We start from the raw sequence: 20,778 nt of genomic DNA, 5'->3' as shown, positions 1-20,778 counted from the left end.
GGGTGTAGCTCATAGCGATTCCTCCGTCTGAATGTTTGTGTCGTAACTTCATTCTAAACGAGGCCATCGCTGTGGGCTTTTTTTTGCGTTCACGTTCAGATGTTGCACTTAATTTTATAATTCATCAAGGATAAAAAAACAGCCTGGTGTGGTTTTAGGGAGGGGGAAAAATAAGAAGAGCAATTCCTATAAATCAGAGCTCATTTAAAATATCATACAAGCTAATAGGTATCTTATAATTAAAACATCTAGTACGAAACACTCGTAAGACAAGGTTTACTTCCTGCACAACCTCTGTAGACAGTAGATACCAGGCTTTACATAAAAATTAGGATTTGTTATAGTGGTCGTGAAAACAAAATACCTAAATACACTAGGGGAGCCGAATTGGCTGAGACGGACAAGAGTCCGGACCCTTTGAACCTGATCTGGGTCATACCAGCGGAGGGAAGTGTGCGAACCTTTTATACTTTCTATTTAACTGGTCTTTCGCCGCCTCCTATCTTCAGGAGGCGGTTTTTTGCGTTCAAGAAAGGGGTAATAGGCATGGATCATTGTACAACAGTTTAAAAAAGCAACCGAGTGCGGAGGGATACTCATGCAACTCTCTGTTCGTGAAAGAGCGCCAATTGTACATTGTATTACAAATCAGATCTTTGCAAATTTTCAAGCTAATGGATTGCTCGCTGTAGGTTGCTCATTTGCAGGACTACTGTACAAGTATACACAGAGGAGAATAATGGCAGCCGGTAGTGAGGTGATTGGAACAGGACTGCTGGCTTCATTAGTGGAGCTCTACTCGCCTGGGTTTTAGGGAAAAGGTTTGAACGACATTCTTTGTCGGTTCTACCTAAACAGTAAACCGATAGTACTATTCAGAAAGACATTCATTTAAAGTTGGTACGGAAGAATTAAATTTATTGGAAAGACTAAAGGCAGTGCAGGGGTAATATCTTTCACTTTTTGATTTGTACTTGCGATTGCAACTAAAAGTATAGGAGTGGTGACGTGAAAAGAACAGTTTTGGTGACAGGAAGTAGCAAGGGTCTTGGTGCTACGATAGCAAAAGCTTTAGTTGAAAAAGGGTTTAATGTAGTGATTAACTATTACAAAAGTAAAGAGAAGGCAGAAGGACTTGTTTCGGAGCTCGGTGAACAAAATGCTATAGCTCTATACGCTGATGTGACAAATCGCCAAGAAGTGGATGAGATGGTGAAAGTGGCGACCAACTATTTTGGTCAAATTGATGTGGTGGTCAATAATGCATTGGTAGACTTCAAATTCGATCCGATACAGCAAAAGTCTTTTATAGATCTTTCATGGAAAGATTATCAAAGACAGCTGGATGGAACATTAAAAGGGGCCTTCAATGCGATTCAAAGTGTCTTACCCCAATTCATGGAGAGACAAAACGGAAGTATCATCAGTATTGGTACGAATCTCTACCAAAATCCAGTTGTCCCCTACCACGAGTATACAACCGCAAAAGCAGGACTTATAGGTTTTACACGCAATATAGCCTCTGAACTGGGACAATACGGAATTAAAGCAAATGTCGTATCAGGTGGTTTGTTGAAAGTGACTGATGCCAGTTCAGTAACGTCTCAAGAGGTCTTTGAACTGATTGCTAATTCTACACCTTTGAGAAAAGTGACAACTCCGGAACAGGTGGCCCATTTGGTCGTTTATCTGTCATCTAAAGAGGCGGAAGGTATCACAGGGCAAAATTTCACAGTAGATGGTGGACTAACGATGAACTAAATGTATTATTACCTCCATATGTAAGATAGGAAGGCATAATATATTGGTCTAGTCTTAGGGGGAAGAGTAATGACGGTTATTCAAAAGAATCAACTTAATATAGGGGTTTTGGTTTATGGGTGTGGACATCATCAGGCTGCGTGGTTGATGCCGAACTCAAGTGTTAACCGGGTAGGGGAGATAGAATATTATCAATCCTTGGCGCAGTTAGCTGAAAAAGGATGCTTTGACGCTGTCTTCTTCGCAGACAGTCAATCTTTCCTGGCACAAGAACCAAATGAAATACCGGCATTTTGGTTCGACCCATTAATCAATTTGACAGCTATTTCTCAAGTGACAAAATATGTAGGGCTCGTCTCAACCATCTCGAGTACTTTTTCAAATCCTTTTACAGCCTCAAGACAGTTGTTGAGCCTAGAACATATTACAAATGGAAGAGTGGGTTGGAACCTAGTGACGTCTATGAGAGATGAAGAAGCATGGAATCACGGCATGGAGAGTCTTCCATCCCATGAAGAGAGGTATAAGAAGGCAGATGAATTCGCAGAATTGATGCATAAACTCTTCTTGTCTTGGGATAGAGAAGAGGTTCTCGCTGACCGAGTGCGACGTCAGTTAATCAACCCTGATAATATTTTCCCTATCAATCACAAAGGAGAATTTTTTAATGTGAGGGGTCCATCCACTACACCAAAGAGCCCTCAAGGAAAACCGGTGGCCATGCAAGCAGGGGCCTCAAAGCAAGGTATTCAACTAGCAGCCAAACATGCGGAGGCAGTCTATTCAGTATCTTGGAATATAAGTCAGGCTATGAAATATCGTCAAAAGTTAGATGAGGCCATCAAGCAAAATGGAGGGTGCAAACAGCAAATCAAAGTTTTTCCAGGTCTTGTTACATATGTAGGAAAGACCCGTGAAGAAGCCTTGGCTAAAAAGCAAGCATTAGATGAAATGTTGCCTCTAGAGACAGCGTTAAAACAACTGAGTTATTTTCTCCAGATGGATTGTACGGACTGGGAAATCGATTTAAAAGTGCCCACATTACCACCTTTAGAGCAATTTAATGGTCCTGTAGGTCGATATGAGACAATACTTGAAATTATTCATGATACTAATCCTACAGTAAAGGAACTATTAGGATTTCTTAGTGCCGGTGGAGGGCACTTCACCTTAATCGGAACACCCGAAGAGATTGTTGATCAGATGGAGATGTGGCTAGACAAAGGCGTGGCAGATGGATTCAATCTCATGCCTCCTACGCTACCTGAGAGCTTAGAGGACTTCATTGAATTAGTTGTTCCCGAAATGCAGAAAAGAGAGATTTTCAGAAAACAGTACGAGGGAAAAACACTAAGAGAACATCTTGGGTTGAAATAGGTAGACTGATTATACATCAACTAAATAGGAGATTAGCTTTGTTGCACCTTAATTCTAGAGTTTCTTTAATGTAAATAGACCTGGTAGGAGGAGTGAAGAGTCCTTCTATGAAATAGTAAATATCTGTTTTTAGGAATATATCTTCTATAATGGCCCTTCTAGTGAAGAAAAGTAGATACGGCAGATCAGGGGTTTTTCTATTCAGACATTCTTATAAATAGAAACCTATGTTGCTTCTACAACCAAGAGACAGGACAGTCAGAAATCGACGAAAAAGAATGAACTATTAGTGAGAGACTCCTCTTCTGATAGGATCTGAACACTCATGACTAAAAATGAGTGTGGTTTCCTTCGTAATCGGTGTCAACAGCGGTTTAAAATTGGTTCTTCCTCACTTTTGATGAAGGTAATCTTCGGGAATTAGTTTACTAAAAGGATTGAAGGGATCAATCATGTTAAACGAGTTTCTTCCAGAACTAGAAGTGGTCGAGGTGAACTGTCGTGATGAAACATATCAGTTCATTTGTCATGGAAAAAAGTCGTGCGCATCCTGTCTCCATTGCACTAAAAGCTCACATCGTGTCCATAGCCGATACATCAGGACATTGCACGATGAGCGTGTGTTCGGATTTGATGTGCAGCTACGGATTCAGGCAAGATGTTTCTTCTGCGACGAACCAAGCTGTCCCTCAAGTATCTTTACAGAGAGATTTCCTTCCCTGTGTCGACCACACTCCCGCAGAACAATCCGTTTAGAACGTGGGCTACTGAGGCTCTTAAGTGGGATGAGTGCGATCGGGCTGGAACGTATCTTGAACAATATCAGCGATAGTACGCTACTCAGACTGTTGAAACGCTCAAAACATCATCGGAAGGTGTCTGACCCTCGCGTGGTTGGCATTGATGACTGGGCCTGGAGAAAACGAAAAAAGTACGGGACAATCATCTGTGATCTAGAGACACGACTCCCGATTGCCTTACTTCCCTCTCGAGATGTCAAAACCGTCTGTGCTTGGATTCGTTCGCATCCCACCATCCAGGTGGTGGCACGCGACGGGTCCATCGAGTTTCGGGAGGCCATCCGTTTGGCCGATGAGACGATTCAGCAGGTGAGTGACCGATGGCACTTGTTTCATAACTTAGGGAAGAAAATTGAAGAAATCTTGAAGCGACGTCTTCCATCTAGCGAAAAAATCCTTCTCGAACCGGATGGTCTAAACTTCGAACGTGAACTGACAGACGCTGAAAGAAGAAAATGGACGCTTATTCTCGCAGTACAACAGGATGCAAGACAGGGCGTTCCGATCTCCGAGTTGATCAGACGTCACCATATCGACCCAAAGACGTGTCGTAGATACCTACAGATGACAGAGCCACCAAGAATCAGTCGGTCACTTCGACGACACAGCGCAGACATCTACAAGGGAGACATCGTCAGATGGATCCGCCAAGGTAGGACGACCGAATGGATGTACCGGACGCTGAAACGGAAAGGATATCTCCGTGGAATCAGTACGTTTCGACCTTACGTGGCAAGATTGAAAAAAGCAGTCCCACACGAGATTAACATCAATCGACGAATCATCCAGAAAGTCCGCTGGGAGGACGAGCCTTCTAACAAACCACTTCTCATAAAGATACTGAACATCTATCCTTTCTTGAAGGTATTGAACGAGCTCGTCCGTTCGTTCAAGAATCTTTTCGGCAAAGCGACGTCTGAACAGGATATCCTAAAATGGTGTGAACAGGCAGAACGGATGAACGAAACCCCACTAGCCTCTTTCACAACCTATATACGAGGGGACATCGATGCCATCCGGCTCGGGATGACGCTGCCCTGGTCAAACGGCATGGTCGAGGGACAGGTCAACCGACTCAAGACGATCAAACGTCAAATGTATGGTCGGGCAGGATTGGAGCTGTTGCGCATCAAAATATTGAATGTCACTTGAGGCTCGTTGTTCTACTGAAATATGAATCGATGTCTATATAACCATAGGGATGAAGCGTTTCATCAAAAGTGAGGAAGAACCAATTTTAAACCGCTGTTGACATAAATCAAATATCATTGCTCTTTCATATACTTATAAAATGTAGAACGAGAAATATTTAACGTTTTAGTGATATCATTTACCGTCATTTTATCTTCATACATCATATATGCACGAGTCAAAATATCTGGATCAATCTTTTTCCGCCCACCTAAACGTCCTCGAGCACGTGCTGCTATTAAACCAGTATTTGTACGTTCGCGAATCAATTCTCGTTCCATTTCTGCCAATCCCGCCATCATAGTGAAGAATAGTCGGCCGGCAGCCGTAGAGGTATCTATACCTAGTGTAATAATTTGAAGATTTATTCCGCGACTTTTCAAATCATCAATCAATTCAAGAAGCTTCTTTGTGGTTCTCCCTAACCGATCTAGCTTCCAGACGACTAGGGTATCACCTTCTCGTAGATAATCTAAGCACTTTTCAAATTCAGGTCTCTTTTTAACACTAGATGCCTTCTCTTGAAAAATTTTAGTACAACCAGCTTTATTAAGTTCATCTAGTTGTGAGTCCAAGTTCTGATCGAGGGTCGACACTCGTGCATAACCAATTTTCGTCATGAAGTACCTCCATTTGTTTGTTTACTCGTTAAATATAACAGAAAATGAACATTGATAAAAAGATGAGTTAAAAGACAATCAAACGATAATGAAAAGGGCTTTAAATAGCCCTTTTCATTATCATGTGAATTAATTAACGAACATGTCTTTTTAACGTTCGTTTTAAATACATACTTTAGATTTTGTACTCTTCAAAAGTTTTAATTAAAAAAGTGATATTTGTACCTGCAAGATTTAATGCATATTGTGTTAAAAAGTCTGGTATTTCAACTACATCTGCACCTTGACCATGCCCTGCATTTTTGTTTCTTACTGTGGGCAATACTTCTAGTGTTGTTTTTAGAGAGTTAAGTTGAGTTTGATAGTAATTTGGTAAAAAATCATTAGTAAATAGAGCATTTATCAAGGAAGAAGCGTTCCCTTTCCCAATGTCCCATCCGTTTGTCATGCAGATGATTTTTAGAGTGCTCTCGAATGCTTTTGCAACTGAAATGATAGCGCCTTTATTATCTCCATTTTTGAATTGATTATGGGCATCAAGATATTCATCAAGAGGACCATGGAATTGAGCGTTATGCATTAGAGTTAAAGCGGGCTTTATTGCTTCAATATAAAGTAATGTAGAGTCGACTCTAACGATTTGACCTTGTACAAAATCAAGACCTATACCGTTTTCTTTAAAACGTTTATTTAGTTTATCTACCGCGTCTTTTGATGACAATCCATACTTGTATGAATACGGATTACTGGCTTCGTCGAGTCTTACTCCGATTAATAATTCAATCATATCGACTACCCAGTCGTCTTCTTCACAGTTTATTATGAAATTCAAACAACTTTCGATAGGCTGATAATCATATTCTTGGCATCCTGGGGCGTCATCAAACGAGAAAAGCGCGTGTTCAGAACATATTTCGTCATGTATCCATTTGAAAATGTGTTTTAAGTGTTCATAGTCGTAAGGATCATCGACACGATAAAGTTCTTTTATAAGATGATGTGCCTGAATTCTAAACCTTTTTGACAGTGAATCATATGAATAGATTTCAATATCTTGAGGACTATACCGCTTTGAAAATAGCATAGGGATCTCCTTCTAACTATTTTATTGTGACTTTTGGAATTTTTCGATCACTCTTTAGATTATTCAATTGAAGTTTTGGCGTAGGTTCAATAAAATCGTATTCTATTCCAGCAAAAGTCTTCAAAATCGCCTCGAACACAATTTGAGCTCCTGCAGGAGGAACGGCCATGCCGATTTGTTTGCGTACCTGCTCCTTGCTACCAATGAACACGAAATCATCCGGGAAGGTTTGGAGGCGAGCCCGCTCACGGTTTGTCAAAGCACGTTCTTCTTCCCAATGATACATATGCGTACCGCCACCACCGCTACCAGTCACCGTATACGCTGGACGGTTCGGGTCCAATCGTTTATAAATCGAACTCAGACGTGCACCCTTGACGTTTAAACGTAAGTGTTCTGGAATTCCTAAGTACCAAGCGTTTTCGCCAGGAGGAATGTGTCTGAGCATTTCTACCACTTTACTAGAATGCTTAGTCAGTTCGTTGTTCATTGCATCTTCTGGAATCGGAGGATTCAAGATTGCCTCACTTGCTGTTTTGACATTGTCGAGTGTGTTAAGTGGCGCCGGAACTTTAAATTCGATTCCTTGCTCTGCCAAATCTTTGCGAATCCCAACGATGATGATCCGGTGACGAGCCTGAGGGACGCCATAAAGTTCAAATTTATAGAGGTGAGGCGTCAATACATAGCCGCACTCTTCAAGCTCAGTCAAAATCTGAATGAACGCTTTACCTTCGTTGGCACTTTGAAGACCACCGACGTTCTCTGCGACGAAAAATTTTGGTTGGTACTCGTTCAGTACTTTAACTCCATAAGAGTAGAGGGGACCGAATGTTCCGTTCAATCCATGCTTCTCACCTACTTGGCTGTAGTCATTACATGGGAATCCGAATGCGAAGCAATCGATGTCACCCAGGACAGACTTGTCTCCGATTGGAAGTTGTTCGACGGGCCCGTGATGGACGGAATTATCATCAATATCATCACAGATGTTGAAACGGAATGTTTTACAAGCTTGCTCATCGTAGTCGTTCGACCATTCATGTACGATCCGATACTCCTCGTTTGTCTCTGGATGAATCACGCGTGCATTTTTCGCACCAAGAGAAAGGCCACCTGGACCATTAAATAGTTCACCTTTTTTAAATATCATAATAAAACTCCTCACTGTTAATGCTAATAAAAACGAAAGTATGTTCTTGCTTACTCATAAGCCTATTCTACATCTCTTTTTAACAAATAGCAGCCCTTAAGCTCAAATTACAAAAACTAAAATACAGAAGGCTATCAAAGTAAAATCATTCAATGTCGAATGATTTTACTTTGATAGCCTGTTGTAATCTAAATTTAGCAACAGATACCTAAGAGGGGGAGGAACAATTGAAAGATAAGCGCCTTAGAAACTTAAGAGAGTTATGTGAAATGTACCTCTGTTCGAGTTTCATCACAGAAGAAATCATAAGTGCGTTCAAGGAACATTTGGCACAAAAGGATATCAGAAGGATCCTATCGGAAAAGACAGGACGAGAAGTCAACTCAATTTATCGAGACGAACGTGCCGGAAACGTCTTCAATGCGATCACGTTGATTCGATACTGGAAAGCCGCACTTGAGATGAAAGAAGAGCTGATGAATGGGACGATATCTTCTTTTACAAAAAACAGTGATCCATCAAATATCTCGATTCTCGAAATCCAAGAGATCATTAGAAAGTATGCAGAGACTATCGAATCGGTATCTGAACTCGATGGTGAAATTGAGTTTGATGAGGCAGTCGAAAATCATTTTGATGTCATCTATCGAGTCGTCGAATATTATGACAAAAATCCATTGCCGGGAAACCGAATGGTCAAAAAACAATTATTGATTGAATTGAATGAACGACCAGACATACGAGAACGTAAAAATAAAATGAGAAGCGAAAGGATGAAACGATATGGCTGAACGTAAAGTATGGTTTATCACACGACCGGAGAGAGATCCTCAATTCCACGCGGAGGCCGTCACTGCATTGAAAGAGGCGACAGATAATTTCACAAAGAAATGGGAAGGGAATCGAGAACTGCACAAGCACTATGAATCGGTCCTCGCGGCACATGGATTAAAGCGTAACAACGTAAGCAACGATGGATCAGGTGGACGTACGTGGTGTGCGATGTTAAAGACGTTCTCGTATTGTTACATCGACAAAGAAGGATTTGTAAAACCGACTAAGGTAGGGAAAGCTTTAGTAGACGGGGTCCAACCGTATGAAAATGTGAAGAAACAAATTCTTACGCTTCAAATTCCGAATGCCTATTTCATGGAAAAAGGATTCCGTCCGAAATTCGAAGAGGGATTCCGTATTCGCCCTGCGCGCTTTTTAATCAAACTCGTACAACGTGCAGATCTTGAGTATCGTCTATCTAAAGAAGAAATCACGTATTTTGTTTTAACCGCACAAAAAGATTCACAGGAACAAGAGGTTGTCTCAAAAATCCTATCGTTCCGAAGTGCGTCTCCAGAACAAAAAGAAGCAATGAAGCAAGAGGTCGCGGTTCACTACGATCATCGAGCCCGAAACGATAAGGCCGCTCGCGATTACTATCAGGCTCATTCAGACGTTGCACACACATTCATGTTGCTATGTGAGTATACAGGACTAGTTGAATATGAGAGAGGAACGTCGATTCTGAAAACAGATCTGTCTTTGGTCGAGGCGGCGATGAAGAGTATCGCTTACTATGATACGCGTTACCCGTTTAACACTCGTTACCTCATATCAGTGGAACGGATGGCCCAGAGCAGCGGCCTAGACATTGACAGCTACAAATCAAATGAGTTTGGTGACATCAAACCTGCCAATAACTCGGCTAAAATGGCCAAAAAAATTGAAGTCGCTTTAAGTAAAATCCCTACTCCCACAGAATGGACAGATGAAGAGCTTCTATCTTATCTCGAACCTATCTTCGGAAAACGCGATGCACTGAAAGCTGTGAGTGCGGTTCGAGCCGGACAAGGAACGATGAACCACCTTTCTGAAGATTTTGTAGAGAGATATCTAGGGGACATGACGCACAATGAATTTGAACGAACGACCACTGACATCTTGAAGGCGATCGGTTTCGAGACAATCTATCAGCCTAAAATTCAGGGTAAGCAAACAGAAATCGAAATTCTAATTCGTTCAGGTTCCATTCATGGCATCATCGACACCAAACATTACCCGAATGGATTTGGCTTAACGCAACAGCTCGCGAATTACATGGCATCAGAGTACATTCAAAACTATATGACATATGACGATAGTAAGCTTGAGTTTTATGGATATGTCACCTCTGGAGGCTTTACGGGTGAGAAAAAATTAAAGTCAATCACGTCTCTTGCGGAAAAATTAACAGGTGAAACGATCGAAGGATTAATGATCACGCGTGAGGTGTTGATTGGTTTTCTAGATTATTGTTTGGAGAATCAAATCCCTCGAGAAGAACGGGTCCGTTTATTTATTGAGAATGCTAAAAACAAAGGATTCAATGATTTAAAGCAATTCGTATAAATCAAAATACAAATCCAGTTATATAAGTGAATCGTGCCGCGAAGGGAAGAACAATTGTGTTCTTCCCTTCTATTTTTGGAAAGTCGAGGAGCGACACTTCGTTTCGTGACGCAGACTTCGAACAACCGCCAGGGCGTTAGTCTATCGATTGTTCCACGTGAATGATTGCCTCGAACGGCACATGGATGATCCCGTCCCTTTGATTGGCCAGCTCGACGGTCCGCTCCATGTAGTTTGTCCGGTGCACGAATCCTCTGAATCGTTTCATCTCCCGCTCCTCCACATATTTCACCTCCACCAGATTCCCACTGAAAATTGCATCATTCAGCACGTTTTCATAGACCGATAGGACCTGTTCGTCGATATCAGGCATCTCGATCTTTTGAATTTCTTTATAGTATTTCGTCAGTAAGGCTCTGTGTTCGGGCATGAGAAATGGGATCCATTTCAGCTCACCTCGATCGCGATACATCGTCATCACAATTCTCCTTTCATATAAACGAACATTTGTTCTTATTTTATACCCGATTTATCTCGTTTGAACAGCTCTTTTTTGATTATTGATCCGTGCGTCCTGTTTCCGTACTCTAGCTCGCTGGTCATCGGTGCAAGGGACGTCAAAAAAATGACGCGCCCTCCGGCCCGTCTTCCTCCGCTTTTGGCTCAAAGCAAGGCTTTTCGCTCGTTGGCTACGGAAGCCTAGTCCTGCATGCGCTCTACGCATTTTTTTGAGGCTCTCTCTGCGGTCGCCCTTGCACCGTCTCCCGACGCTCGCTTCGTTCCCGTCAACAGGACGCACAACGGTGTTCGTTCTGAGGTCAGCTTATCCGAAAGGGGACAAACCAACATGGAACTATCGTCAATCATCGAGGTCATCCGTATCAAGCAAGAGATTCGAGAAGAAATGGTCGCCCTCGAGCACGCCGTCATCCAATCACCTGACAATGCTCGGCAAATCGGGTCATCATTCATCGGGGATGATGACCGTGAGGTGTTCCTCGTCATCATGTTGAACACAAAGAACCGGGTCATCGGCGTCCACCGGGCGCATGTCGGGAGCGTCAATTCGAGTGTCGTTCACCCGAGAGAAATCTTCAAATGCGCGATTTTGAACAATGCCTCGTGCATCATCGCCTGTCACCAACATCCGAGCGGGGACCCGAGCCCGAGCCGGGAGGACATCCTCGTCTCCGAACGGTTGCATGAAGCGGGAGACCTCATCGGCATCCCGGTGCTCGACCATCTCATCCTCGGTGCGGACGAGTCATATGTCAGCATGAAACAGCGAGGTTACATGGGTTGAATGGAAAGGAGCGGGGCCGGGGGACCGGTCCTGTTCCGTCCGGTAAGGGCAAGGAGGAAAAACATACGTTTTTCTTTTATGGGATTTGCGACTCGCGTTGCTCTCGCCTGGATCCAGAATTCGGATCCGGGAAAAGGAATGTTTTCGCGTGGCGAAAACAAATGATTTGGTGAGAAGTCAAAGGCATAAAGAAATCATGTTGCTCTGTCTTTTCATGAATGTGTATTTGAGATGTTTGGATTGATGAAGAAATGAGTGCTTGTTTGGTGAAAATGGCCGTTTTTCCTACGTAAGCCCTGGGCTTGTTTCAAACAAGCCCAGGGCTTATATGAAACAAGCCGAGATGTCGAGTGGTCAGATTCAAGGTATCGTTGAGCTATCAACAGGAGAGGATGATTCAAATGAGTCACACATTGGACCAACAAACGATCAAAGAGATGAAAGAGGTATTACTTAGAAGACTTCCTGAACGGATGGACATCGATCCTGAAGCATTTGAGTTAGTAAGTATGGATATCCTTTGTGAGGTGAAAGAAGGAGAACGATTAAAACAAATGACGGTCTTCTTTAATACAAACACGCTTCAAGTACATAACTGATTGTTTCAAAATGTATACATGTATACTTGTAGATTTGTATACGTGTATACATTTATTTTTTCTCACGTGAGTCTTTAACGAGGCGTGAATCACATAAGTATCGAGAATCGGTCTATAAAGACTGAAAGGGTGAGACGTGATGGACGAGCGGCTACTTGATGACTATGCGTTCGATGGATTGGATCCGTTCGTCCGGTTCGATGAGGGACGGAACTCGCCTTACTTTCGCGTAGTGATCTATCTGGACGCGGAAGAGCATCCGATCAAGATTGTGTATCTATATGGGACCTGGGTGGTGGCCGATAGAGAGGTCAGCTTCGTCGTCTCAGAGCTATCCGAGGGTGTATTCGAATATGAAGTGATGCATGTCCATTGGATCATCAAGTATCGCTTCGAAGATTGGAGCGTGTCTGAAGACGGGGCATGGGAAAAGGAATGGGGATCCGGGCTCATGCGTGAGCGTCTAACGCCCGTTGGCGAAGTCGCTCATCGCACCGCTGCCCCCCTGACGGCCCGATAACAAGAGCTGCTGGCTCACCGCCGCATCTCTATGTTCCTGGACCTTTCTAACGGGAGGCACGGAGCGTAAGGGCAACGTCAAAAGCAAAAGCGTGGGCGCGTCTAACGCCACGCAAGGAACACCATTCGGCCGAATGGTGTTTTTTGAAATCTTAGGTTTATAAAAACAAAATTATACCAAAAATAAAATTAAGATAATATAAAATTGTAAATGTATTGAAATGTAATTTTTTTTACATTATTGTGGTAAATGAAGGGAAAAAAAACAGGAGGTATACTTATGAAGAAAATTGTAGGGGGATTAATGATACCTGTGTTAACGCTCTCATTAACAACGGGGATTGGATCTGTTCAAGCAAGTGAAAATCAATCAAGCGTAGAAAAAGCGACAGAGGTTAAGGGTAATATTAATATTCCAGCAGAAGAAATCGTTTCTCTTAAAGAGTTTTTAGCTACATACAATGTAGACGTGGTGACTCAAGAGAAATTAATAAACAAGCTTGAAAATGGAGAGATTTGGGATTCTCTAAAACCGAACGTTGAGCCAATTGATTTTATTCAGAACAGTGATAAAGCGGGGAATATTGAACAGATTGAGATTTACGCAGATGGTTCTGTTGCGGCAACAACTATTGAGCCGACTATGGTAGAGACTTTTGAAGCAACACCGTCAGTGCCTGGAATGATTCAGCCTATGACTGTAACGCCAGGAACGGTTACAGGGGGATCGGGATATAAAGCATATACAAAAGCCCAAGTTCGTAGAGATACTGGTGTGATTGATGCATATTTTTATGCGGATTTCACTTTAGTACAGGGTGGGATGGATTTCATTCAAAGAGTATACGGTCATAAACTAATTGGAAGAGGTGGAACCACTACTTTTACTGGTCTGAAAATAACTAGAGCAAAAGAGACTCAGGATTATAAATCATCTGCGACATTAGATTTTAAATTTACTCCATATAGCGCAGGAGCAGTATCTTGCTGGTTGAAATTGTATGTAGGTAAAGATGGTTATAGCTCGGCGTATAGTTACTAACTTTTTTAACAACGGAATATAACAGATTAAATAAAAGGTCGAAAATTCGCACTTTTATTTAACGGGACGGGCAATTTTCATTGCTCTCGCACGGATTAAGAATTAGGTTCAGAACCGTGTTAAAATTCAAAAAACATAATTATCCTTTAAAATAAATTAAAGGAAATAATTATTATTAATGTATTGAAATGTAATTAAAATTACATTATTGTGGTAAATGAAGTGAAAATAAAAACAGGAGGTATACTTATGAAGAAAATTGTAGGGGGATTAATGATACCTGTGTTAACGCTCTCATTAACAACGGGGATTGGATCTGTTCAAGCAAGTGAAAATCAATCAAGCGTAGAAAAAGCGACAGAGGTTAAGGGTAATATTAATATTCCAGCAGAAGAAATCGTTTCTCTTAAAGAGTTTTTAGCTACATACAATGTAGACGTGGTGACTCAAGAGAAATTAATAAACAAGCTTGAAAATGGAGAGATTTGGGATTCTCTAAAACCGAACGTTGAGCCAATTGATTTTATTCAGAACAGTGATAAAGCGGGGAATATTGAACAGATTGAGATTTACGCAGATGGTTCTGTTGCGGCAACAACTATTGAGCCGACTACGGTAGAGACTTTTGAAGCAACACCGTCAGTGCCTGGAATGATTCAGCCTATGACTGTAACGCCAGGAACGGTTACAGGGGGATCGGGATATAAAGCATATAAAAAAGCCCAAGTTCGTAAAAACATTGGTGTGGCTGATGCATATTTTTATGCGGATTTCACTTTAGTACAGGGTGGGATGGATTTCATTCAAAGAGTGTATGATTACAAACTAGTTGGTAAAGGTGGAACCACTACTTTTACTGGTCTGAAAATAACTAGAGCAAAAGAGACTCAGGATTATAAAGCATCTGCAAAGTTAGACTTTAATTTTGTAGCCTACGATGGACTTGGATCAGTTTCATGCTGGTTGAAGTTGTTTGTGGGTAAAGATAGCTATAGCTCGGCATATAGTTATTAAATATCAGTTTTATTTGTAAAAAGGCTTAATTTCATTTATGGAATTAAGCCTTTTTGCTTAAAACTAGACTAAATTAGTCAATTTGTTTAAGTAATTTTTCTATTTCATTTACTTTGTTAGATATGTAGTCCAACTGTTGCTTTTCTATAGCGGATCTTTCTTCAGATTTTTTCTCATATCTATTAATAAATCTAAATATGAGAATTAATGCTACGATTGATACTATTATTGGAAGAAAAATTTGAACAAATGAGAAAAATGTTAAGTAGATACTAGTCACTAATATTATCTCCTTCAATATCGTTTTTTTCAAACATTGACTTAAGAACTGTTTCGTTTAAAGTGAAATTCAAATCAGTTAAATGGTAAAATTTCAAAGATTTACCAGATTCTGATATTTCAAGATGGCTACTAACTAGATTTACCTCCTCAAGTTTTTTTAAGTGCAAGTAAAGTAACGGTCTACTAATGCCCATTTTTCTAGCTAACTCACTTACATACTCTCGATTTAAAGTAAGTAAATAAAGAATTTGTAGTCTATAAGGGTTAGCTAGCGCCAATAAAGTACTTAAAATTTCCTCGTTTACTTGTAAGTCTTTCATATGTAATTATTTTATTACATATGAAATTTGAATGCAAGTGCAAGTTCAAATATATACCATTTTAAGTACATGGGTTTGTCTCAGAATTTCTTTACCTACAGTTAAATAGTAGGTTGAGTACCCCCAAGTGTTAGGTTTTATATAGATATGCCCTTGAATGTATTCCTTATTTTGAATCTTAATTTCCTTCAGTGTTGTTTTCTTTACATTAGAATCAGTGGTGAACCGATAGCTGCTCCCCTCATGGATCCAGGTCTCATCAAGGATGATGCCATTCATAATGTGGCGATACGGCATGGCGGTGTATAACGTGTATGCCTTAAGATAGTGTGCGGCTTCCTGAATGGAGACACACTCTTTTAATTCCACCCCGTCTTTAAAAATCAGAACCGGTTTATATGTTTTGTTTATTGCGATTGGTTTTCGTAAGTCCATTTCTCTTACTCCTCCTATCAATTATACCTTACCTATTTATGTATGTGGTCAACCACAGGAATAAGAAGCTATTTAACAAATACCGGATTATAATAAAGGTGTGTTGGATAATTTTACAATAATTTTAAAGTGGAGTGATAGAAGATGAATAAATTGATCAAGATCGGGAGTGCCGTTCTATTTAGTGGAGCGCTATTGGTGTCGCCATACGGGGAAGCATCAGCTGCTGCGAGCATCAAAGTCCATTACATCGATGTCGGGCAGGGAGACGCTATCTATATCAAGATGCCGAGCGGTGAGGACGTCATCATCGACGGGGGGAACAAAGGAAAGGGCGATGCCATCGTCGCCTATCTCAAAAAGCAAAAAGTGGATGATATCGAGGTGTTGATCTCGACGCATCCGGACGCGGATCATATCGGTGGATTAGATGAAATTTTGGATGCCTATCGTGTCGAGAACGTCTACGCGCCAAAAGTGAAGCACACGACCCAAGCCTATAAAGACTTCCTTCAAGCCGTCAAACGGGAAGGGAAGACCATCAAAACGGCACAGGCCGGCGTGAAACTACCGATCAAAGGTGTCAGTGCGAAGTTTGTGGGTCCGGTCAAAGCCTACTCGAACAGTGACTTGAACAACTGGAGTGCAGTCCTTCATGTCACGTACAAGAAGAACACGTTCTTGTTCACAGGGGACGCGGAACACGTTTCTGAGAAGGACATGATGGCGAAGAAACAGACGCTCCGAGCGGATGTCTTGAAGGTGGGGCATCACGGTGCCAAGACGTCGACAAGCAGCACGTTCCTGAACACGGTCAAACCGAAGCATGCCATCATCAGTGTCGGGAAGAATAGCTACGGGCATCCGACGTCCGAAGTGGTGACGAACTTGAAACGTCAGAAGGTGAACACACTTCGCACAGATAAGAACGGTACGATCATCATCACGGGGAACGGCTCGAGTTACGCCGTGAAAAAATCCAAATGAAGAGACGGCGGGGAATCATCGATCGATTTGAAGGGGACTTGGCTGTCGTCGAATTCAGGGAAGTGATGGAGGATATTCCAAAGTCTCGGCTTCCTAAGTTGATTCAACCTGGAGATGTGCTTTGGTTTTATGAAGATGGGAAAGTTGAAGTGGACGCCAAGGAACGCAAACGATTATCGAGTGATATCGATGAGTTGATGGATGAGCTTTGGGAAGATTAAAAACGAGTATCAATTATTCATGATTGTATTTTTAAAACTTACAAATCAGTATTTTTTAATAAAGACAAATCGGCAAATAATTTTTATCTAAATATAAAGCTCGATTGACATTGAATAAAAACTGATATAAAGTCAACAGCATAATATTCACTAGGAGGATTGTTAAGAATGATGCACGCCGGGAGATTACGCCACCACACTTTGAACAATGGCTAATTGAATATGTTCAAAGGCTCTGTTTTCATAAAACAGAGTAAATGGGAGTAGTCTGCACATTTTTATCAATCTTTGACGAAGAAACCACACACTTACAAACATAGCAGATTTACAACTCTTTTTGTCGTGTCCTTTTATTTTTGATAATGGACGCTTCTTGGTTGTAGCTCATTTACTCTTGATCACAGACACCATTTTGTCTGTGATTTTTTTTATGACTTCATTTAGTTAAGTCTAATTAGAAAAGATTGAAATGAAAAAGTATTAAAAATGCATACATTTCACTTGCTTATCGCACAACATAAAAATTGGAGGAACAAATCATGAACGAATTTAAACGGCTTGCAAAAAATAAAGGATTAGATGTGTTAGAGAATAGCATTGTGGTAAATGAATCGGGTGTTGATTTTCAAGTTGCTTATGCAAAAGATAAGCTTGGTAGCAAGTGGATACTAAGAATTCCTCGAAGATTAGATTCGATGAGGAGCGCCTTGAAAGAAAAGGGGGCACTAGAAATTATGGAAGAACATGTGAGTTTTCAAGTTCCAAATTGGTCAATTTTTGATGATGAACTAATTGCGTATAAGCAATTAGATGGTGTTCCGGTTGCAACAATTGATGTAGAGCAACAAGATTACATCTGGAGTTTTGACAAAGAGAATACACCACAATCTTACTATCAGTCATTAGGTAAAGTATTGGCAGAACTACACACATTACCACATCGACACTTCAAAGAAATCGGTATCAAAACTCTATATGCTAGAGATTTAAACAGTTCAATGAAGATACGGATGGAGAAGGTGAGACAGAAGTATCATGTGAATTCAGAGCTATGGGAGCGTTGGCAAGAATGGTTGGCGAATGATTCGCTATGGCCATCGCATGTAGGTGTAAGCCACGGGGATTTACACCCTGGCCACATACTAATAAATAAGAATTTTGAGGTCTCTGGTTTGATAGATTGGACAGAAATTAGTATTGCGGACACATCTGTGGATTTTCTATCACATCTATTACTGTTTGGTAAGGATGGTTTGACAAAGTTACTCGATGCTTACGACAATGCAGGCGGAAGAACATGGTCAAGAATGGATGAGCATATAATTGAGTTGTTAACAACCAGCGCAATAACTGTAGCTGAATTCGCAGAGATATCTGACCTACAAGATATGCGTGAAACAGCTGCTCATATGCTTACACAAAATGTATGAGGTAAAAGCAATGGCAGCGCTCTGAAATTGAAAAGGGCATGAATTTTTAAATCATCATACCCACGAATGTCACCAGAGTCTTTCGATGTTAAACAATGAAATTCTTGAAAGGGACTTTTGTTCTTCATCTAACAACACGTCATGCCAGTGATTTTCAAGCGATTTCAGGACCGGTCTCTCCAAACGATTGGTTTTTTCAAGATGGTGTAAAGGATGTACGGCACTTTCCGGGACGAAGTGACCACTGACCAATGGTTGATTCGGTAATGCGATTGTATAAGCCACAAGCTGATCTTCACCGAAGTCATGACTATTTGCAATACCGAACTGTTGAAAGCCGAATCCTTTACCATGAATATACATGAGCGGCTCATCGACGCGATCCATCTTCAGGTTCGTCTCGAGAGCCGCTTTTGCGTTTAGATAGGATCCTACTTCTTCAGGAAACACATTCTGTACGGCGTGCACCCGTTCGTAGAGTGTGAGGTCGGTGTCTTTCCATCCCATACGCCGATCTAGTTGCTCGATATATTCAAGTGGGGTCTGTTCCTTTTCTTGTTCCAACGTGCGCACCTTTTCTAAGTGTAATTCGATATGATCGAGGAAAGTCGCAGACGTCTGGTGAACCTCCTGCAACAATTTTTCCTTGTCGAGGAGTTCCTTGTCCTTCGTCCAACCGGCTAAATAGGAGAGCGAAAAGTCATCCGTCGGGAAACCGAGTTGATGTGAGACGACATAGGCGACCATCTCGGCTTGGAACTCTTTTTCGGGTGCCGTGAGCGGTTGGTCTCGTTCAAAATTCCGCTCCTGGTTGTGCAGCTCCGCATGGGCGAGCTCGTGGATCAGGACGGTGATGTTCTCGATTGATGTGTTCCGCGGGTTCAAGGCGATCGCATGTAGTTCGGGATAGTAACAGCCCTTCGCCGTCCCGATTTCGTCGAGGGGTTCCTCCAAGAGCGTCACATTCCGGGCATTCGCGAGCGTCGTCAAGGCGTCGCGGATGTCTTGTTCGTTCTCGAGCCCGCCGTCCCTATGATACCGTTTGAAGATGTCCGAGACCTCGATCCCTTTCTCGCGAGCGTCGGTCTGCGTGTACTCGAACACGTGACCGATCTTGAAGTACATCATCTTGCGTGACGGGACTCGCCCTTGTTTCACACCGTCCTTGATCGGCTTCGGTGCCTTGCTGAGTGGTACCCATTCATCTTTGTGCAAGGCATACGTCACCGGACTTGGGACGAATACTTTGATGCCACGCTCACCTTTTTGTACCTGTGCGCCTTGCTTCTCCCAGAACGGATAAGAGCCGACCGCGACCGCACCGGGGAACTGGGACTCGATCAAGATCGCGTTCCGCATCGAGTATTGATGGAACTTGCCGAGAAACTGGAGATGTTCCCGGATCTTCTCCGGACTCTCGAAGTAGCTGTCGATCTGTTTTCCCATCTGCTCGGTCAAGGCCTCGAGCTCGGCTTTCCGTTCTTCGTTCGTCTTCATCTTGGCCATCGTGTCAGACTCCTTCCTTCAACAAGTCGGTGACAGATTCATCACTATCCGTGAATTCGTTCAGTTCACGTTCAAGTTGTGGCGACGTTTCCGAGATGTCGAGTAACAACCGTGTCCGCTCGAAATTGACTGGAAGCAAGACGATTTCGTCTTGCGCAATGGCGGTCAGAAGTTGGTGCTCGGAAACGGACACCGGGATTTCGTACCGTTTTCCATAAATAAGGACCGAGACAGTTTTCGGTTGAAGCGTCAACAGTTGTCCCATCGTAAAGGGACGGTCAAGTGGTCGCATAAGGTTCATCCTCTCTCAAAAGTTAGTGTGTCCTTCTTCTGTTTTTGGTGCTCGATGCGTTCCTGGACGACACGTTCCGCCGTCGCGAGGAACGTCGGCTTGAACTGATCCGTCGTCATGATGTCCTCGATGCCCTCGGTCTGCATGAGCGCCTGAAGGAGCTCTGTCAGGATTAGTCCGTGACGGTCGGAGCGGTTCGCGGCGAGACGGATCCGCTCGAGTTCCGCCGATACCTGCTCGTTCATCATCTCCTCGATATGACGGGATACCTGCGTGCTGATTGAGCGGATGAGGAACTGCATGTCCCACTTCTCGTAGGCCAGTTGTTTATGCTCTTCTGCGATATGGTCGATGACCTGACCGAGATGACCGAATCGTTTGTCCTCGGCGAACTCCTCCAAATACGCAACCGTCTCCGGCTTTAACCGGAGACGAATCTGTCTCAACTCTTCCATCGTCC

The 20,778-nt window shown here is 42.3% G+C and carries 23 protein-coding genes and 1 riboswitch; of the genes, 14 read left to right on the top strand and 9 right to left on the bottom strand.

Features of this window, described 5'->3' with window-relative positions:
* Nucleotides 1–365 precede the first annotated feature (365 nt).
* A riboswitch (TPP riboswitch) is annotated at nucleotides 366–467 on the top strand.
* A gap of 131 nt (nucleotides 468–598) precedes the next feature.
* The 4 genes from KNP80_RS15950 to KNP80_RS14415 all read left to right on the top strand — a co-directional run bounded on the left by KNP80_RS15950 (nucleotide 599) and on the right by KNP80_RS14415 (nucleotide 5,090).
* Nucleotides 599–814 (top strand): hydroxyethylthiazole kinase, encoded by a 216-nt coding sequence (locus tag KNP80_RS15950; RefSeq protein WP_114167518.1) that lies wholly within the window; start codon nucleotides 599–601, stop codon nucleotides 812–814.
* A 194-nt stretch (nucleotides 815–1,008) separates the two neighbouring features.
* The gene (locus tag KNP80_RS14425) at nucleotides 1,009–1,761 is read left to right on the top strand and encodes a 3-oxoacyl-ACP reductase (RefSeq protein ID WP_029336160.1); all 753 of its coding nucleotides are present in this window, start codon (nucleotides 1,009–1,011) and stop codon (nucleotides 1,759–1,761) included.
* A gap of 69 nt (nucleotides 1,762–1,830) precedes the next feature.
* On the top strand, nucleotides 1,831–3,138 hold the full coding sequence (locus tag KNP80_RS14420) for an LLM class flavin-dependent oxidoreductase (protein WP_214758562.1): 1,308 nt from the start codon (nucleotides 1,831–1,833) through the stop codon (nucleotides 3,136–3,138).
* A 452-nt stretch (nucleotides 3,139–3,590) separates the two neighbouring features.
* Nucleotides 3,591–5,090, top strand: a complete 1,500-nt coding sequence (locus KNP80_RS14415; protein ID WP_214834994.1) for an ISL3 family transposase — start codon at nucleotides 3,591–3,593, stop codon at nucleotides 5,088–5,090.
* Nucleotides 5,091–5,203: 113 nt separating this feature from the next.
* Here the strand turns inward: KNP80_RS14415 and KNP80_RS14410 are convergent, their stop codons facing one another.
* The 3 genes from KNP80_RS14410 to KNP80_RS14400 form a co-directional block, all read right to left on the bottom strand.
* A complete protein-coding gene (locus KNP80_RS14410; protein ID WP_214834993.1) occupies nucleotides 5,204–5,749 on the bottom strand; it encodes a recombinase family protein in 546 nt (181 codons plus the stop codon).
* Between the two features lie 175 nt (nucleotides 5,750–5,924).
* Entirely contained in the window at nucleotides 5,925–6,833 is a 909-nt protein-coding gene (locus KNP80_RS14405) for an STM4504/CBY_0614 family protein (RefSeq protein WP_214834992.1), read from the bottom strand.
* A gap of 16 nt (nucleotides 6,834–6,849) precedes the next feature.
* Nucleotides 6,850–7,986 (bottom strand): DNA cytosine methyltransferase, encoded by a 1,137-nt coding sequence (locus KNP80_RS14400; protein ID WP_214834991.1) that lies wholly within the window; start codon nucleotides 7,984–7,986, stop codon nucleotides 6,850–6,852.
* A gap of 227 nt (nucleotides 7,987–8,213) precedes the next feature.
* Between KNP80_RS14400 and KNP80_RS14395 the strand changes: the two genes are divergently transcribed.
* Entirely contained in the window at nucleotides 8,214–8,777 is a 564-nt protein-coding gene (locus KNP80_RS14395; protein WP_214834990.1) for a hypothetical protein, read from the top strand.
* A complete protein-coding gene (locus KNP80_RS14390) occupies nucleotides 8,770–10,368 on the top strand; it encodes an AlwI family type II restriction endonuclease (RefSeq protein WP_214834989.1) in 1,599 nt (532 codons plus the stop codon). Before KNP80_RS14395 ends, KNP80_RS14390 begins: the two co-directional genes overlap by 8 nt.
* 136 nt (nucleotides 10,369–10,504) lie before the next feature.
* On the opposite strand, the gene KNP80_RS14385 is transcribed toward KNP80_RS14390, so the two are convergent.
* The gene (locus KNP80_RS14385; RefSeq protein WP_058765825.1) at nucleotides 10,505–10,846 is read right to left on the bottom strand and encodes a YolD-like family protein; all 342 of its coding nucleotides are present in this window, start codon (nucleotides 10,844–10,846) and stop codon (nucleotides 10,505–10,507) included.
* Nucleotides 10,847–11,215: 369 nt separating this feature from the next.
* Between KNP80_RS14385 and KNP80_RS14380 the strand changes: the two genes are divergently transcribed.
* The 5 genes from KNP80_RS14380 (at nucleotide 11,216) to KNP80_RS14360 (ending at nucleotide 14,845) form a co-directional block, all read left to right on the top strand.
* The gene (locus KNP80_RS14380) at nucleotides 11,216–11,671 is read left to right on the top strand and encodes a JAB domain-containing protein (RefSeq protein ID WP_214834988.1); all 456 of its coding nucleotides are present in this window, start codon (nucleotides 11,216–11,218) and stop codon (nucleotides 11,669–11,671) included.
* Between the two features lie 401 nt (nucleotides 11,672–12,072).
* Nucleotides 12,073–12,270, top strand: a complete 198-nt coding sequence (locus KNP80_RS14375) for a hypothetical protein (protein ID WP_214686153.1) — start codon at nucleotides 12,073–12,075, stop codon at nucleotides 12,268–12,270.
* Nucleotides 12,271–12,409: 139 nt separating this feature from the next.
* Nucleotides 12,410–12,790, top strand: a complete 381-nt coding sequence (locus KNP80_RS14370) for a hypothetical protein (RefSeq protein WP_214834987.1) — start codon at nucleotides 12,410–12,412, stop codon at nucleotides 12,788–12,790.
* A gap of 279 nt (nucleotides 12,791–13,069) precedes the next feature.
* Nucleotides 13,070–13,831, top strand: coding sequence for a hypothetical protein (locus tag KNP80_RS14365; protein ID WP_214834986.1), 762 nt, complete (start codon nucleotides 13,070–13,072; stop codon nucleotides 13,829–13,831).
* Nucleotides 13,832–14,080: 249 nt separating this feature from the next.
* Nucleotides 14,081–14,845: a DUF5626 family protein gene (locus KNP80_RS14360; protein WP_214686151.1), complete on the top strand. Its 765-nt coding sequence runs from the start codon at nucleotides 14,081–14,083 to the stop codon at nucleotides 14,843–14,845.
* Between the two features lie 272 nt (nucleotides 14,846–15,117).
* On the opposite strand, the gene KNP80_RS14355 is transcribed toward KNP80_RS14360, so the two are convergent.
* Nucleotides 15,118–15,447 (bottom strand): ArsR/SmtB family transcription factor, encoded by a 330-nt coding sequence (locus KNP80_RS14355; protein ID WP_012390446.1) that lies wholly within the window; start codon nucleotides 15,445–15,447, stop codon nucleotides 15,118–15,120.
* 45 nt (nucleotides 15,448–15,492) lie between these two features.
* Entirely contained in the window at nucleotides 15,493–15,882 is a 390-nt protein-coding gene (locus tag KNP80_RS14350; RefSeq protein ID WP_012390445.1) for a hypothetical protein, read from the bottom strand.
* A 144-nt stretch (nucleotides 15,883–16,026) separates the two neighbouring features.
* Between KNP80_RS14350 and KNP80_RS14345 the strand changes: the two genes are divergently transcribed.
* The 3 genes from KNP80_RS14345 to mphN all read left to right on the top strand — a co-directional run bounded on the left by KNP80_RS14345 (nucleotide 16,027) and on the right by mphN (nucleotide 18,520).
* Nucleotides 16,027–16,869 (top strand): ComEC/Rec2 family competence protein, encoded by an 843-nt coding sequence (locus tag KNP80_RS14345; protein WP_012390444.1) that lies wholly within the window; start codon nucleotides 16,027–16,029, stop codon nucleotides 16,867–16,869.
* Nucleotides 16,866–17,090 (top strand): DUF3006 domain-containing protein, encoded by a 225-nt coding sequence (locus KNP80_RS14340; protein WP_012390443.1) that lies wholly within the window; start codon nucleotides 16,866–16,868, stop codon nucleotides 17,088–17,090. The genes KNP80_RS14345 and KNP80_RS14340 overlap by 4 nt, the downstream gene beginning before the upstream one ends.
* Before the next feature lie 539 nt (nucleotides 17,091–17,629).
* Nucleotides 17,630–18,520 carry a macrolide 2'-phosphotransferase MphN gene (mphN, locus tag KNP80_RS14335; RefSeq protein ID WP_012390442.1) on the top strand — a complete coding sequence of 297 codons (891 nt, stop codon included), beginning with the start codon at nucleotides 17,630–17,632 and terminating at the stop codon, nucleotides 18,518–18,520.
* Nucleotides 18,521–18,589: 69 nt separating this feature from the next.
* On the opposite strand, the gene KNP80_RS14330 is transcribed toward mphN, so the two are convergent.
* From KNP80_RS14330 to KNP80_RS14320, 3 genes are read right to left on the bottom strand one after another with little or no spacing between them, the layout of a single operon-like run.
* Nucleotides 18,590–20,026, bottom strand: coding sequence for an ImmA/IrrE family metallo-endopeptidase (locus tag KNP80_RS14330; protein WP_214834985.1), 1,437 nt, complete (start codon nucleotides 20,024–20,026; stop codon nucleotides 18,590–18,592).
* A 4-nt stretch (nucleotides 20,027–20,030) separates the two neighbouring features.
* Entirely contained in the window at nucleotides 20,031–20,318 is a 288-nt protein-coding gene (locus KNP80_RS14325; protein WP_214834984.1) for a hypothetical protein, read from the bottom strand.
* 5 nt (nucleotides 20,319–20,323) lie between these two features.
* Nucleotides 20,324–20,773: a hypothetical protein gene (locus KNP80_RS14320; RefSeq protein ID WP_214834983.1), complete on the bottom strand. Its 450-nt coding sequence runs from the start codon at nucleotides 20,771–20,773 to the stop codon at nucleotides 20,324–20,326.
* Between the last annotated feature and the right edge of the window lie 5 nt (nucleotides 20,774–20,778).

Source organism: Exiguobacterium sp. E4787 (genome assembly GCF_018618375.1).
Taxonomy (GTDB): Bacteria; Bacillota; Bacilli; order Exiguobacteriales; family Exiguobacteriaceae; genus Exiguobacterium; species Exiguobacterium chiriqhucha.
This window is presented reverse-complemented; position numbering and strand designations above follow the sequence as displayed.

What these genes read in the sequence shown, in the direction of transcription:
- KNP80_RS14360 (WP_214686151.1), top strand. Translation starts at nt 14,081, where the DNA reads ATGAAGAAAATTGTAGGGGGATTAATGATACCTGTGTTAACGCTCTCA.
- KNP80_RS14415 (WP_214834994.1), top strand. Translation starts at nt 3,591, where the DNA reads ATGTTAAACGAGTTTCTTCCAGAACTAGAAGTGGTCGAGGTGAACTGT.
- KNP80_RS14365 (WP_214834986.1), top strand. Translation starts at nt 13,070, where the DNA reads ATGAAGAAAATTGTAGGGGGATTAATGATACCTGTGTTAACGCTCTCA.
- KNP80_RS15950 (WP_114167518.1), top strand. Translation starts at nt 599, where the DNA reads ATGCAACTCTCTGTTCGTGAAAGAGCGCCAATTGTACATTGTATTACA.
- KNP80_RS14355 (WP_012390446.1), bottom strand. Translation starts at nt 15,447, where the DNA reads ATGAAAGACTTACAAGTAAACGAGGAAATTTTAAGTACTTTATTGGCG.
- KNP80_RS14320 (WP_214834983.1), bottom strand. Translation starts at nt 20,773, where the DNA reads ATGGAAGAGTTGAGACAGATTCGTCTCCGGTTAAAGCCGGAGACGGTT.
- KNP80_RS14345 (WP_012390444.1), top strand. Translation starts at nt 16,027, where the DNA reads ATGAATAAATTGATCAAGATCGGGAGTGCCGTTCTATTTAGTGGAGCG.
- KNP80_RS14385 (WP_058765825.1), bottom strand. Translation starts at nt 10,846, where the DNA reads ATGACGATGTATCGCGATCGAGGTGAGCTGAAATGGATCCCATTTCTC.
- KNP80_RS14410 (WP_214834993.1), bottom strand. Translation starts at nt 5,749, where the DNA reads ATGACGAAAATTGGTTATGCACGAGTGTCGACCCTCGATCAGAACTTG.
- KNP80_RS14400 (WP_214834991.1), bottom strand. Translation starts at nt 7,986, where the DNA reads ATGATATTTAAAAAAGGTGAACTATTTAATGGTCCAGGTGGCCTTTCT.
- KNP80_RS14375 (WP_214686153.1), top strand. Translation starts at nt 12,073, where the DNA reads ATGAGTCACACATTGGACCAACAAACGATCAAAGAGATGAAAGAGGTA.
- KNP80_RS14370 (WP_214834987.1), top strand. Translation starts at nt 12,410, where the DNA reads ATGGACGAGCGGCTACTTGATGACTATGCGTTCGATGGATTGGATCCG.
- KNP80_RS14350 (WP_012390445.1), bottom strand. Translation starts at nt 15,882, where the DNA reads ATGGACTTACGAAAACCAATCGCAATAAACAAAACATATAAACCGGTT.
- KNP80_RS14325 (WP_214834984.1), bottom strand. Translation starts at nt 20,318, where the DNA reads ATGCGACCACTTGACCGTCCCTTTACGATGGGACAACTGTTGACGCTT.
- KNP80_RS14420 (WP_214758562.1), top strand. Translation starts at nt 1,831, where the DNA reads ATGACGGTTATTCAAAAGAATCAACTTAATATAGGGGTTTTGGTTTAT.
- KNP80_RS14405 (WP_214834992.1), bottom strand. Translation starts at nt 6,833, where the DNA reads ATGCTATTTTCAAAGCGGTATAGTCCTCAAGATATTGAAATCTATTCA.
- mphN (WP_012390442.1), top strand. Translation starts at nt 17,630, where the DNA reads ATGAACGAATTTAAACGGCTTGCAAAAAATAAAGGATTAGATGTGTTA.
- KNP80_RS14340 (WP_012390443.1), top strand. Translation starts at nt 16,866, where the DNA reads ATGAAGAGACGGCGGGGAATCATCGATCGATTTGAAGGGGACTTGGCT.
- KNP80_RS14380 (WP_214834988.1), top strand. Translation starts at nt 11,216, where the DNA reads ATGGAACTATCGTCAATCATCGAGGTCATCCGTATCAAGCAAGAGATT.
- KNP80_RS14390 (WP_214834989.1), top strand. Translation starts at nt 8,770, where the DNA reads ATGGCTGAACGTAAAGTATGGTTTATCACACGACCGGAGAGAGATCCT.
- KNP80_RS14330 (WP_214834985.1), bottom strand. Translation starts at nt 20,026, where the DNA reads ATGGCCAAGATGAAGACGAACGAAGAACGGAAAGCCGAGCTCGAGGCC.